We start from the raw sequence: 12,614 nt of genomic DNA on the forward strand, positions 1-12,614 counted from the left end.
ATGACACCTTCTCATCCTCTCGACCGGCCGGTATGGAGTGCCCTTAATTCCGGCTGGGCACATTTGGCACGCGGTCATGATCGGGCGCTACGGCTTGATCCGGCGTTTGGGCCGTTTGCCGCCAGCTTTGACGGATCGCCGGAGCCCTTAGCCGGCTTGACGCCGGGGCCTGATGGGTTTTGGGTGGTGGAAAGCGGCGCGGTTTCGGCCCCAGAGGGATTCGAGGTCGTTAAGCGCGCCCCGCTACATCAGATGGTGGCCTCACACATAACGGCGGGTGGCGAGGATTTTCAGGCGATTGAACTTAACCACACCGATGGGGCCGAAATGCTGGCTCTGGCCCGCCTGACTGAGCCCGGCCCGTTTGCTGAGCGCACCCACGAACTGGCTCAGTTTGTCGGGATAAAGCACAACGGGCGACTGGTCGCTATGGCCGGCGAGCGCATGAAAATTGACGGTTTTTCCGAAGTCAGCGGCGTCTGCACCCATCCTGACTTTCGCGGCCGCGGCTATGCGGCAGGCCTGATGCGCACTGTTGCCCGCCGCATCCTCGCGCGGGGTGAGACAGCCTTTCTGCACACCTATGCCGACAATCAGGTGGCGATTGATCTCTATAAATCGCTGGGATTCACATACCGGGCGAGCTTAGTGGCGACGGTGTTAAGGCCGGTAATAAGCCTCCCATAGCTTGTTCCGAAACTTGTAACTCGGATCGACCCGTTGCTTTAGTTCAAAATATTCCGGCGCACGCCCATAGGCTTTCAGAAACTGTTCCCGTGTTGCATGGATCTGGTAAGGCAAGTAATAACGGCCGCCATTATCCAAAGCCGCATCTATAAGTTCACGCGTCCAGACTCCTACCGCCTGTTTATCCGCCTCGGTTGTGCCTTGTTGGTAGTAAAGAACAAATGAAAATACCTCGGTCGGCGCCCACGACAACAGGGTGTCCTGATCTGGCAAGGCATGCCGAATTGCTACATTAAGTACATTTACCTTACGATCATTCAATATGGCACGTAATCGAGGTACAAACGCATCGAAATTTTCAACCGGAATAAAGTATTCCTGCAAAACATAAGTCGTTTTCTCTCGCGATTCAGGCTCTATGCTGCCCACATCCAGACTGGCCTCATAGTTTCGCCACGCGACACGTGGTTCTGCATAAATCGCAGGATCGTAAATATATTGTTTGACCTGTTTGCCGAAAAGACCGTTCGAAAGCCATCCAATAAGTGAGCGTTTTGTACTACCCGCCGGGTTTGGTGGCGCCAGACGATCCTGAATATCGACCGGCTTCGAAGTTGTGCTGATTGTGACAACATTCAGGTCTTTATATTCATTAGGATATAGGGTCGCATTATGAAACACTGCCGTCTTCGATCCGCGAATATTCTCAAAAAACCAGGCTTTATAATCTTTAACTTTCATTCGCATCGCTACGCGTTCAACCGACACATTATCAGTTAGGTTCAGTGTGGCCTCAACAATGACGCCCAAACCGCCATAGCCTCCGATAGCACCGAAAAACAGTTGCGGATTTTCGGTGCGGCTAGCCATTACAATCGATCCATCCGCCAAAACCATCTTTATCGAGTCAACGGAGCGTACAATCGGCCCCTCCCCGACATAGCGCCCATGCGCATTGACACTTAAAGAACCACCCACTGTGAAATTGGAAAAGCTCTGCATAATCCGCATCGATAGATTTTCGGGATCAATGACTTCCTGAACGGCGCGCCAGCTTATACCGGCTTCAACCGTTATTTGTTTACGCGCCAGATCGAGCTTCAAATCCCGGTTCATCTGGCGCATATCGATAAACAGGCAGGCTTCACACGCGGTTTGACCGCCCTGACTGTAACGCCCCCCACCAATGGAAATTGGCCCGTTATGACTGCCCACTAGCTGACTGATTTCCAAGACAGACGTTGGTGCTATAACCCGCTCAACCATTATTGGGTTGAGCTGTGTAATATCATTGACAGTTTCCTGCGCTGACGCTGCCATTTGAAACGGCAATATCACGACCAAACAGACCAAAAGCTTGACGTACAGGCGCTTAAACATGACATCCCCCATCATCGAAATTTGAACATTGTTCAAAACATAATTTCAGTCAAGCGTTTTCCATAAAAAAAAGCGCCAACCTGTCGGCGAGCGCTTTCGTAACTAACGGGTGCAGGGGGTATTGTTAGTGCGCTACCACTGCGCTGCTTGAGCGCAGGCTCTACCGGGCGAGCCTAGTGGCAACGGTGCTGAAGCCAGTTTAACCCGCAACTATAGCAACCTTGAAAACAACGACTGGCTCGCTATGCTACGCTCCTTGAGGGGCATTTTAGGGGGACAGTCATGGGGAGAATCATCCGTTTAACGGTCACGGCTGGTATTGCTGTTCTGTTCGTATACTTATGCGAGATTGGATACTTGCCCAGCAGCAGAAGTTATGGCGATCCGCATATTTTGCCTCCGCTGTTCTCAGCCTTATTATGGGGCCTGTTAATTGCGGCTGTGATCTGCTTCGGCTGGTTCCCATATGACACCAAAACCACTGCCGAACCCGTGCGCGAAACGTCATCTGGCCTGACGGACTATGGTGTTGAGGCCTATGCCGCGCAGTACGGTGCTATAGATAAAGATCCTTATATTTCAGGTCGCATTGTTATGGTCGTTATAATTTTGACCTACGCCTTTGTATCGGCATTTATACCCGATTACGATCTTGCTGACGAGGTGCCGCTCAATCGTGGCATTTTACTGGTTCTGTCAGGACTGAGCGGGGGGTACTGGCTTTATCGCCATATTCTGCGCCGGAACCTGATGGCCACAGTACAAAATGCAGCCATTACACTGGCCCTGTTTTCGGGTTTCTACGCACTTTATGTCTTTGATATCTTTGCCATGACCATTGAGCGCGATCCGTATGAATTTGATATGATTGCGCTCTACGCGGCGGCCGCGTTGGGTATCAGTGCCGGGTTAATAGCTGCCGGTACCCCTCCGTCCGCTTCGCGGCCACCTCCCCATCTTCGCCAAAAGGCTCGATAGGGAGGAGAAACAAAACAGGCGGGGATGTCGCCATCCCCGCCTGTCTTGAATTTTCTTAACTGTCCGTGATAACCCGCTGCGGGATGGCGAAAAGGACTGGCTTTTGAGCACCTGACGCGACGTGTACATTGGGTACACGAGCAAAGGCGCGTATAAAAAGACGGTTCTTTGCAGCCCGCCGCAGCAGGGTTAACGGGCGAACTTCTGGAACTTGATCCGGTGCGGGATCAGGCTGTCGGTACCCAGACGACGCTTTTTGTCTTCCTCGTACATTTCAAAGTTGCCTTCGAACCATTCGACGTGGCTGTCGCCTTCAAAGGCAAGGATGTGGGTTGCCAGACGGTCAAGGAACCAGCGGTCGTGGGAGATAACCACGGCGCAGCCGGCGAACTCTTCCAGCGCCTCTTCGAGGGCCTGCAGGGTTTCGATATCCAGATCGTTGGTCGGCTCATCGAGCAGGATGACATTGCCGCCGGACGCGAGGGTTTTGGCGAGGTGGACGCGGTTGCGCTCACCACCGGACAGCAGACCGACCTTCTTTTGCTGGTCGCCGCCCTTGAAGTTAAAGCCACCGACATAGGCGCGGCTGTTGATTTCGCGCTTGCCGACAATCATCACGTCGGTGCCACCGGAAATGGCCTGCCAGACGGTGTGCTCAGGGTTCAGGTCGTCGCGGCTCTGGTCGACATAGGCCAGTTTCACCGTCTCACCAAGGCGAAGCGTCCCGGCGTCGGGTTGCTCCTGACCGGTGATCAGCTTGAACAGGGTCGATTTACCGGCACCGTTCGGGCCGATAACGCCAACGATACCGTTAGGCGGCAGGCGGAAGGTCAGATCCTTGAACAGCAGCTTATCGCCGTATTCCTTCTCAAGGCCGTTGACTTCGAGCACGACGTTACCGAGGCGCGGGCCGGGCGGGATCTGGATGGTGGCAAAGGACTGAGCCTGACGCGAATTTTCCTGTTCGCGCACCATTTCGTCATAGGCGGCCAGACGGGCCTTGGACTTGGCCTGACGGGCCTTGGCGCCGGAGCGCACCCAGTCCAGTTCCTTGGTAAGGGCGCGTTGGCGGGCTTCGGATTCCGATTGCTCCTGCACCACGCGCTTTTGCTTGGCCTCAAGCCAGCTTGAGTAATTGCCTTCGTGCGGGTGGCCCTTGCCGCGATCGAGTTCCAGCGTCCACTTGGTGACCTGATTGAGGAAGTAACGGTCGTGGGTGACAAGGATCACGCAGCCCGGAAACTGCTCAAGGTGGTGCTGAAGCCACGCCACCGATTCCGCATCCAGGTGGTTGGTCGGTTCATCGAGCAGCAGCATGTCAGGCTTTGAGAGCAGCAGACGGGCAAGTGCTACCCGGCGCTTTTCACCACCCGACAGCTTGGTCACGCCCGAATCGTTAGGCGGACAGCGCAGGGCGTCCATCGCCATTTCAATGCGGGAATCAATATCCCACAGGTCACCGGCGTCGATCTTTTCCTGAAGCGCGTTCATTTCCTCCATCAGTTCGTCGGAGTACTCTTCGCCCATAAGTTCGGCGACCTTGTTGAAGCGATCAAAGGTCTTTTTTTCTTCGCACCAGTCGATGACGTTTTCCCAGACGGTCTTGGAATCGTCCAGATGGGGTTCCTGCTGCAGGTAGCCCATCTTGGTACCGTCGGCGGCCTTGGCCTCACCGGAGAATTCTTTGTCGAGACCGGCCATGATCTTGAGCAGGGTCGATTTACCCGACCCGTTAACCCCGACCACGCCGATCTTGGCGTCGGAATAGAAGGAGAGCCAGATGTTCTCGAAGATTTTCTTGCCGCCGGGGAAGTGCTTGGTCAGCCCCTGCATCTGGAAAATATACTGTTGCGCCATGTCTACGGGCACCTTTTTTAGGAGCGCATTCCGAAAAGTGTGAAGCGGTTTTCGGATTCAAATGCGCGTTAAAACAATAGTGGTTTATGATTGCGGCGGGTTTAGCTGAGGGGCCGTTAAATCTCAAGGCTTAATGTGCTTGATGCGGCGGGCGTCATGGGGTCTATTGCGCCGCCAGACGGTAAATAAAGCAGGGACAGGGCATGGATCGGCGCAAGATTTTGACAGGGTTTGGGGCGGCAATGGTGGCCGCATCTCTGCCCCGCACCGGCGCAACTCAGGACGCCCGAAACCTGATCCCCATCCGATTTTCGCCAGATGAGATTTTCCGCACCACGGTCTGCCTGCGCCCGTTCAGAGCCGCCGGACCACGGATTGAAGCCGAAGATCTGGGTCGCAAACGGATTGTGCATAATTACGGCCACGGCGGTGCGGGCTGGTCTCTGTCATGGGGCTCAGCCGAAGCGGCGGTAAAACTGGCTATGCAAAACCGTCCCAAATCTATTGCCGTCATCGGGGCCGGAGCGATTGGACTTACCACGGCTTTGACGGCCCAAAGGGCGGGCGCTGAGGTTACCATCTACGCCAAAGAGCGCTTCCCCGATGTGCGCTCGGCGCGTGCCACCGGCACCTGGTCGCCGGATTCGCGCGTCGCCAAAACCGATGCTGTCGCGGCGGACTTTGCGGATCAATGGGAGCACATGGCGCGACGGTCGTGGGGTCTGCACCAAAGCTATGTCGGACTGGCGGGGAACCCTGTTGAGTGGATGGATCATTACTATCTGCGCAACCCACGGCCGCCCGCTGCCGATGCCGCCCCTCATGTCGATCCCGGCTTTCTGTACCTGGAGCAGCGCTTAGGCGACATCGTGCCCGCCTCACACGCCCTCACGGCCGATCAGCATAGGTTTAATGCCGAGCAGGTCCGCCGCCGAAGCGTGCTGACCTTCAACATCGCCGCCCTGTCGCATCAGTTGACCGAGGACTTTCTGATCGCCGGTGGCCGGTTTGTGCCCATGACGTTTGAGGCACCGTCTGATCTTAACCGACTGAAAGAAAAGGTCATTATCAACTGCACGGGTTACGGGGCACGCACCCTGTTTAAAGACGAAACGATCACGCCTGTGCGCGGCCAGATCGTGTGGCTGCCGCCACAGGCAGGCGTCCACTATGGCTTCATGTGTAAGGGCGTATTTGTGGTCGCCCGCAGAGATGGCATTGTCGTTCAGGCTTTAGGGCCGGACGAAAGCTTTGGCTGGAATGATGACAATGAACAGCCTGATATGGCCGCCGCCAAGGCCTCCCTGGCCACGCTAACCGACGTATTTAAATCGTAGTTTTGGCGAACACCGAGGCCATGATGGTCTCCAGCCCCGCCTTATCGGTTTCATCGAATGAGGCGTGGTGTTCGGAATCAACATCAAAGACCGCAATCAACTCTCCCGACACATCAAACACCGGCACCACGATTTCAGAATTGGAGCGCGAATCGCAGGCAATGTGCCCCGGAAAGGCGTGGACATCCTCGACAATAATCGTTTTACGTTGCGTCGCCGCCGCCCCGCATACACCGCGTTTGAAATCGATACGCAGACACCCCAGCGTCCCCTGATAAGGCCCGATCACCAGTTCATTAACGCCTTGGGCCTTTTTCACCGCATCGACCACGTAAAAACCGGTCCAGAAATAGTAATCGAAGGCCTGAGCCAACAGACAACTGACGGTCGCCATGCGCGCTACGATATTTGCCTCGCCCTCAAGCACCGCCTCGATGTCACGCTTGACCTCGGCATAGGTTTCAGCTTTGGACAGCTTGGATGCAGTGGAAACGTCAGGGTTCATGGGTGAAAACTCCGGCACAGATTTTAACTTCACCCCATATAAGAATTCGGCTGTCACGCGCCAGCCGCACTCAACGCACAGGGGAATTTCAGGGCTAATTAACCACAAACCCTACGGAATTTTTACGGCTTTTCTACTTTACCCCTAGCCTTTTATCGTGCATTAGAGCATGATTGTTACTGGGTTGATACGTGCGCCGGGGTGGCGTTTTTTAAGTGCACGAACCAATCTTTTGGCCAAGCCGCGACAATCCGGCAACGCCTTTTATAATTGCTGTCGTTCGGGGGGAACTAAGCTTGACAGTTTTGGCAATCCTCACGACAAGTTTCGTTAACCATGTTTTAAGCCGACGCTGTCGGGGCGATTTTTGATGTCAAAATGTGACGGGACACAACCGGAGACGGGCGAAAAACACGCCGCGAACTTCGGGCGCAGGGAGACGAAGACCCCGACGTGGCGTAAAATGTCACGCATCGGCGCGTTGTCTCTTATGGCTGTCTGCGTCAGCCTGACCTTAAGTGGCTGCGACCGTCCGTGGTGGAAGTGGGGCCGCGGCGGGCCCGGTGACGAAGGCGGCTATAGCTGCCCGCGTCCGGCCCTGATGCAAAACGCCGGTTTCAACGATCAGGAATTTGAAATCCGTTACTTCCGCCGGGCGGCGTTCAAGAACGATTTCTTCGCTCAGCTTGAACTGGCGGATCGCTACGCGGCTGAAAAATCGACTGATAAAAATCTCGAAGATCCGATCGAGGGTTCGGTGTGGCTGGTGATGGCCCTGGCCAATCAGGAAGGCTACGCGCCGATGAACCGCATCCTGACCAATGACGGGAAGCTGGCCTCGCGCTATGACAAGTGCCGGGCGTTCGAGCGGGCACGCGCCTATCGCCGTCTGGATCGTAATCTGGCCATGATGGATATGAGCGAGCGCGATAAGGTGCGCGACCGCGTTCTCTATATATTATCGACACTGGGGGCGGATGGTTTCCGCACCCTGGGTCGGCTTTATGATGTGCAGTACGGCCCGATGGGTGAGCCGGCCGACAACCGCGAAGCCGTGCGCGCCATGATGCGCAATTCTGACGATGGCCGCCGCAATGTCCGCAGCCTGTTTCAGCGCTCGGACGTCGATGCTTATCTTTATAACTACAAAGCCACAGAAACCGGTGATGTCGGTGCCTACGTCCTGCTGAAGGATTTTGAGCGCTCGGCTGGTGACCGTAAGGACTACGCCTCCTTCGTGGTCGGTAAGGCCAAGCGCTGGGTGGCGCCTTATGAGTTCTACCCGCCCGAAGCTCCCGGCGGCGGCGTGCCGCATTCGGATGAAAGCATCCGTTCCGACGCGCAGGATTATGCGCTGGTGCGCATGGAAGAACTACCGTTCCTGCATGTCGGACGCGCCCTCGTCTATCTGGATCTAACGCAGGTTCTGTATTCCAGCCCGTCCGAAGTGCCTGCTGATACCCTGACCGGCCTGCGTGCCATTCTGGGCAAAGCCACGACCGGACGCGCCGAAATGGTGCGTATGACCAATGCCGAAAAGCTGCGGGCCATTCAGTTGGCGGCGATTAACGGCTCATCGCAGGCGCAACTGGCTCTGGCGGTCATGTATTCCGAAGGGGTGGGCGTGCCGGCTGACTATGCGCGCGCCTTCTACTGGTATCAGCAGGCCGAAAAGCAGGGCTCACCTGAAGCGCGCTTTGCGATGTCGACCTATTTCGCACTCGGTCTGGCGGGTGTGGCCGATCAGTCCAAGGCGTCGGCTGTGGTTCTGCGACTGGACTCGGCTATGGGTGGCTACCGCCCCTCGGCCCAGCGTCTGCGGGCCATACTTGAGCAGGTATCGCGTAATCCGAACGGATAAGACTTTGAGGGAGCGCCGCGGCATTTAAGGATGATGACCATGTGGATGCGTAAAGCGATGAACAAACTGGCGAAACCTGCGCTCGGTGCTGTCTCCGGGGCGTTAGCGCTGGGTTGTGTCTGGCTGGCGTCCGGGGCGGTCACGCGCGATGTCGCTTCGGCGCAAATGCCGATGGGTTACAATGCCGCTAAGGTCGAAGCCCTGACCCGCCCCTGCTTTGGCGTGCTGCTCGATCCGCGCCTGAAAACCTGCGGCGGTTATCCCTATTATCCGTATCGCTCCAAGTACGGCTATTACGGCAGCCCACGCACCATCACGGTTAATTGCGATACCTACCGCGCCGATCCGAACCGTCCTGATGCCTGGATTGAGCGCCAGATCGAAAAGCTGCCGTCCTATTCCAAGGTGCGCTTTATCTCGAAGACCCGTTCGTGCGTGATGTCACTGCGTCTGGAACGCTCTATCATCCTCGAAGGAGTTTCGACCAACCACCGTATCCCTGCGATTGTCGCCCGCCACGGCTCACCCTGTATCCGGATTGAACCCAGCGCCGATCTGGTGGTGTTACGCAACATCAGCCTGTCGTCACAACGCGGCGACAACACCTCCTGCATATCCTCGTCAGGTAAGGAACTGACGCTTGAGCAGTCGCAAGTGCGCTATGACGGCGACGCCCCGGCAGTCGATATCGACGCGGGCCGGTTCAATCTGGTCGATTCCACGCTGGTTGCGCGCACACTCACGGCGGCGCTCAGTGTCCGCAATGCTGAGTTGTTCAGCCAGAACAGCTACATCGCCACCACCTATCATGGCCTGAAAGCCAATCTGGTCGGCGACAGCCGCCTGGAAGGCATTACCTTCATTCAACTGGCCGACTGGCATGGCTTTGAACGCGGCCAGAATGCCCGCGCCATCGATATTACCCTGTCGACCTATAAGAGCATCATCACCCTCAACCGCCTTCAGGTGCTGAACTTTGCGCAAGGACTGCACATCGAAGGGGTAGGCGAAGGTCTGATTTCAAACTCGCTGTTTGAAAACACCGAACACGCCATTGTCTCTGATCTGGATCGTGTCCGCATCCTGAACAACTTCATCATGGCGCGTGAAATCGGGATCGATGTCACCCGCGGCGAAGCCTTTATCGGCGGCAACAAGATAGCACTTGTGCGCACGGCGGGTATGCTGGCCAAGGACGGGGCGAAAATCCGCGCCGTTGATAATATGATCGATGCCGATCCCGAAGGCTGCCGTCACCTGAAATGGGGCGATCTTGATCCATCGGTGCGCACCTGCACGCCGTGGTATAAGGGGTCTGAGTTCGAAGTCCCTGGCGGCCCGGTCTATGTCTCCGGCCCCGAAGGCCCGGAAGAAGTCGCTGAAAGCCGCCGCTCTGCCATACTGCAACTGTTTGATGATTTCTGGCCCAAAGTGCCGGCATCGCTGGCGGAAAACGGCTACACACCGTCTAACTACGTCGCAGATCCTATCCGGGCCAATAACTAACGCTATCGACAGCTATTCACCAAAACAAAAGGCCCGAACCTTAGTTCGGGCCTTTTAGTTATCAGAGTAAAGAATATTACCAGCCGTCTTCGCGGCATACATCGAAATCAGCGCCCTTATCGGTGCCACCTTTGACGCCCGTAGCCGTGCGCTGCGGCTTGTTCTGCACTGAGTATTTGTACTCATCGCCCTCATTGGAGGCATGGGTTTCAGTGCGGCTGGCCGTGTCATAGGTCATGATCTGTGGGGCTTTTTTGCCGTCCGTCTTACGCACGCAACGGCTGGCCTGCTCACTGGTCGATAAAACCGCAACCGGCGATGTGTAGGTGCTAACGCAGCCCGACAGCATAGCGCCCGCTCCCAAAACCGCGATTATTAACTTCACACGCATCACATCCCCCGAAATATGGTTAACGTCGCATAATGGCATATTTCAAAAGCCATTCAAAGCCTTGAATCTTGGACATGCTATAATGACATCAGGCGTTACCTGCCCGCCACGGCCGGGCTGTGATAAGAAGCTGGCATAGGCGCCGTCTCATCAGGATGATCGAACATCAGAACACTGAACGCCTGCGATTCGCCGGTTCCGGCGGCATTGGCCCCCATCACAGGATCGCTGGCATAGGTCGACACGCACCCCGTCAGGCCTGCCGCTGCCACAACCACCATTCCGATCCATATGCGCATACCGTTTACTCCCTTAATCCGCTCAGTCTGACCGAAGTTCGATAAATTTCTGATGGTCTAAGTGCAGCCAAAAATAAAGGGCGCGAAAGCCCCCTTCGCGCCCTTTGCAATTTATCCTTTTGAGATCTTACAGCCCCAAGGCCTCCATCTCTTCGTCAGAAATGTCGAAGTTGGCATAGACGTTTTGCACGTCGTCATCATCGCTGAGGGCATCGATCAACTTCATCAGGGTGCGCGCCTGATCACCTGCAATCGGTGACAGGGTTTGCGGCTTCCAGATGAACTTTGTCGATTTGGGATCGCCCAGAACCTTGGACATGGCTTCGGTGACAGCGTTCAGGTCTTCATAGGCCGTGAAGATGAGGTGACCGCCCTCTTCCGGGTCTTCGTCGGTCTCGACATCGGCGGCACCGGCTTCGATCGCGGCTTCCATGATGGCGTCCGCCGATCCGGCTTTCAGCGGATATTCGATCTGGCCCAGACGATCCCACATGAAGCTGACCGAATTGGATTCGCCCAGATTGCCGCCGTATTTTGAGAAGAACGAGCGGACATTGCCGCCGGTACGGTTGCGGTTATCGGTCAGGGCCTCAACAATAATGCCGATGCCCGCCGGGCCAAAGCCTTCGTAGCGCACGTCTTCTAAGGTATCCGCATCGCCGGCGGCGCCTTTTTTGATGGCGCGGTCGATATTGTCCTTGGGCATGGACTCGGCCTTGGCGTTGTTGACCGCAAGTCTCAGGCGCGGGTTCATAGCCGGGTCAGGCATGCCCGATTTCGCGGCCACGGTGATGTCGCGCGACAGCTTGGAAAACAGCTTTGAGCGCACAGCATCGGCGCGCCCTTTTTTGTGCATGATGTTTTTGAATTTACTATGGCCGGCCATTAGTCCTCACTCACAAAAAAGTTTCGGCGGCACAGCCGCCAAATACATTTTTTGTGTTTTCAGTATCAAAGTTGGTTTGTGCTGGTTCTAGCCAAAACCTAAACCTCTGGCAAGGTCGGCTTAAGGCGTCCGCCGAAACGGATCGGCTCAATACGAAGAGCCAGACCGGTTTTATCGTCGGTTTCGACAAACACCCCGCATACGGTCGCGGGGCCTGACGCCGGGCGATAGCGGTCGCGGGAAATCCGGGTCGTAAAGCGGCGCAGAGGTTCTTCCTTATCATTGCCGATCACGCTGTCATAGTCAGCACAAGCTCCGGCATCGGTCTGATAGGCCGTCCCACCGGGCAGAATCTGGGCATCGGCGGTCGGAACATGGGTATGGGTGCCGACCACCAGTGAGGCGCGGCCATCGCAGAAATGGCCCATCGCCATTTTCTCTGAGGTCGCTTCACAGTGCATGTCGATAACAATCGCATCGGCGGCCACGCCCAGCGGACAGGCCTCCAGTTCCTTGTCGGCGCTGGCGAACGGGTCGTCCATCGACGCCATGTGAACGAGGCCCAGCAGATTGACCACCAGAATAGATTTACCGCTTTCGGTCTGAAACAGATTGGCCCCTCGCCCCGGCGCATCGGCCAGACGCGGATAGTTATTGGGTCGGATCAGGCGCGGCTCACGCACAATATAGGTCAAGGCTTCTTTCTGATCCCAGCTATGGTTGCCCAGCGTCAGGCAATCAGCACCGGCCTCAAACAGTTCGCGGGCGGTATTTTCGGTAATCCCGAACCCTGACGCGGCGTTTTCGGCATTGACGATGACGAATTCCAGCCCCAGCTTTTTGCGGATCATCGGCAGATGTTGCGTCAGGCCATCCCGGCCAGATTTACCAACGACATCTCCGAAAAACGCAAAGCGCATAGTTTAA

The 12,614-nt window shown here is 56.1% G+C and carries 12 protein-coding genes; 5 read left to right on the plus strand and 7 right to left on the minus strand.

Features of this window, described 5'->3' with window-relative positions:
- Positions 1 to 687 carry a GNAT family N-acetyltransferase gene (locus tag PQU98_RS06200; RefSeq protein WP_272744037.1) on the plus strand — a complete coding sequence of 229 codons (687 nt, stop codon included), beginning with the start codon at positions 1 to 3 and terminating at the stop codon, positions 685 to 687.
- Here PQU98_RS06200 and PQU98_RS06205 read toward each other — a convergent pair.
- Positions 661 to 2,067 carry an FAD-binding oxidoreductase gene (locus PQU98_RS06205; protein ID WP_272744038.1) on the minus strand — a complete coding sequence of 469 codons (1,407 nt, stop codon included), beginning with the start codon at positions 2,065 to 2,067 and terminating at the stop codon, positions 661 to 663. The two genes, PQU98_RS06200 and PQU98_RS06205, sit on opposite strands and share 27 nt — an antisense overlap.
- Positions 2,068 to 2,349: 282 nt before the next feature.
- Here PQU98_RS06205 and PQU98_RS06210 point away from each other — a divergent pair, with 282 nt between their 5' ends.
- Entirely contained in the window at positions 2,350 to 3,045 is a 696-nt protein-coding gene (locus PQU98_RS06210; RefSeq protein ID WP_272744039.1) for a hypothetical protein, read from the plus strand.
- Positions 3,046 to 3,234: 189 nt separating this feature from the next.
- Here PQU98_RS06210 and ettA read toward each other — a convergent pair whose 3' ends face one another.
- Positions 3,235 to 4,902, minus strand: coding sequence for an energy-dependent translational throttle protein EttA (gene ettA, locus PQU98_RS06215; RefSeq protein WP_272744040.1), 1,668 nt, complete (start codon positions 4,900 to 4,902; stop codon positions 3,235 to 3,237).
- Positions 4,903 to 5,105: 203 nt separating this feature from the next.
- Between ettA and PQU98_RS06220 the strand changes: the two genes are divergently transcribed.
- The gene (locus PQU98_RS06220; protein ID WP_272744041.1) at positions 5,106 to 6,239 is read left to right on the plus strand and encodes an FAD-dependent oxidoreductase; all 1,134 of its coding nucleotides are present in this window, start codon (positions 5,106 to 5,108) and stop codon (positions 6,237 to 6,239) included.
- On the opposite strand, the gene PQU98_RS06225 is transcribed toward PQU98_RS06220, so the two are convergent.
- Entirely contained in the window at positions 6,229 to 6,744 is a 516-nt protein-coding gene (locus PQU98_RS06225) for a GAF domain-containing protein (RefSeq protein ID WP_272744042.1), read from the minus strand. The genes PQU98_RS06220 and PQU98_RS06225 overlap by 11 nt on opposite strands.
- A 463-nt stretch (positions 6,745 to 7,207) precedes the next feature.
- On the opposite strand from PQU98_RS06225, the gene PQU98_RS06230 reads away from it, so the two are divergent.
- Together PQU98_RS06230 and PQU98_RS06235 are read left to right on the plus strand one after the other, a co-directional pair.
- On the plus strand, positions 7,208 to 8,605 hold the full coding sequence (locus tag PQU98_RS06230) for a tetratricopeptide repeat protein (protein WP_272744043.1): 1,398 nt from the start codon (positions 7,208 to 7,210) through the stop codon (positions 8,603 to 8,605).
- Positions 8,606 to 8,644: 39 nt separating this feature from the next.
- On the plus strand, positions 8,645 to 10,111 hold the full coding sequence (locus PQU98_RS06235; RefSeq protein WP_272744044.1) for a hypothetical protein: 1,467 nt from the start codon (positions 8,645 to 8,647) through the stop codon (positions 10,109 to 10,111).
- 76 nt (positions 10,112 to 10,187) lie between these two features.
- Here PQU98_RS06235 and PQU98_RS06240 read toward each other — a convergent pair whose 3' ends face one another.
- From PQU98_RS06240 to PQU98_RS06255, 4 genes are all read right to left on the minus strand, one after another.
- Complete coding sequence (locus PQU98_RS06240) at positions 10,188 to 10,496, minus strand: hypothetical protein (protein WP_272744045.1); 309 nt, start codon at positions 10,494 to 10,496, stop codon at positions 10,188 to 10,190.
- 101 nt (positions 10,497 to 10,597) lie between these two features.
- Entirely contained in the window at positions 10,598 to 10,801 is a 204-nt protein-coding gene (locus tag PQU98_RS06245; RefSeq protein ID WP_272744046.1) for a hypothetical protein, read from the minus strand.
- A 127-nt stretch (positions 10,802 to 10,928) separates the two neighbouring features.
- Complete coding sequence (locus tag PQU98_RS06250; protein WP_272744047.1) at positions 10,929 to 11,687, minus strand: YebC/PmpR family DNA-binding transcriptional regulator; 759 nt, start codon at positions 11,685 to 11,687, stop codon at positions 10,929 to 10,931.
- A gap of 98 nt (positions 11,688 to 11,785) precedes the next feature.
- A complete protein-coding gene (locus tag PQU98_RS06255) occupies positions 11,786 to 12,607 on the minus strand; it encodes a TIGR00282 family metallophosphoesterase (protein WP_272744048.1) in 822 nt (273 codons plus the stop codon).
- Between the last annotated feature and the right edge of the window lie 7 nt (positions 12,608 to 12,614).

It is taken from the genome of Asticcacaulis machinosus (assembly GCF_028550435.1).
In the GTDB taxonomy this organism is placed as follows: Bacteria; Pseudomonadota; Alphaproteobacteria; order Caulobacterales; family Caulobacteraceae; genus Asticcacaulis; species Asticcacaulis machinosus.

Excerpts from the sequence above, each read along its gene's own strand:
- PQU98_RS06200 (WP_272744037.1), top strand. The coding sequence starts at position 1 with ATGACACCTTCTCATCCTCTCGACCGGCCGGTATGGAGTGCCCTTAAT.
- PQU98_RS06205 (WP_272744038.1), bottom strand. The coding sequence starts at position 2,067 with ATGTTTAAGCGCCTGTACGTCAAGCTTTTGGTCTGTTTGGTCGTGATA.
- PQU98_RS06210 (WP_272744039.1), top strand. The coding sequence starts at position 2,350 with ATGGGGAGAATCATCCGTTTAACGGTCACGGCTGGTATTGCTGTTCTG.
- ettA (WP_272744040.1), bottom strand. The coding sequence starts at position 4,902 with ATGGCGCAACAGTATATTTTCCAGATGCAGGGGCTGACCAAGCACTTC.
- PQU98_RS06220 (WP_272744041.1), top strand. The coding sequence starts at position 5,106 with ATGGATCGGCGCAAGATTTTGACAGGGTTTGGGGCGGCAATGGTGGCC.
- PQU98_RS06225 (WP_272744042.1), bottom strand. The coding sequence starts at position 6,744 with ATGAACCCTGACGTTTCCACTGCATCCAAGCTGTCCAAAGCTGAAACC.
- PQU98_RS06230 (WP_272744043.1), top strand. The coding sequence starts at position 7,208 with ATGTCACGCATCGGCGCGTTGTCTCTTATGGCTGTCTGCGTCAGCCTG.
- PQU98_RS06235 (WP_272744044.1), top strand. The coding sequence starts at position 8,645 with ATGTGGATGCGTAAAGCGATGAACAAACTGGCGAAACCTGCGCTCGGT.
- PQU98_RS06245 (WP_272744046.1), bottom strand. The coding sequence starts at position 10,801 with ATGCGCATATGGATCGGAATGGTGGTTGTGGCAGCGGCAGGCCTGACG.
- PQU98_RS06250 (WP_272744047.1), bottom strand. The coding sequence starts at position 11,687 with ATGGCCGGCCATAGTAAATTCAAAAACATCATGCACAAAAAAGGGCGC.
- PQU98_RS06255 (WP_272744048.1), bottom strand. The coding sequence starts at position 12,607 with ATGCGCTTTGCGTTTTTCGGAGATGTCGTTGGTAAATCTGGCCGGGAT.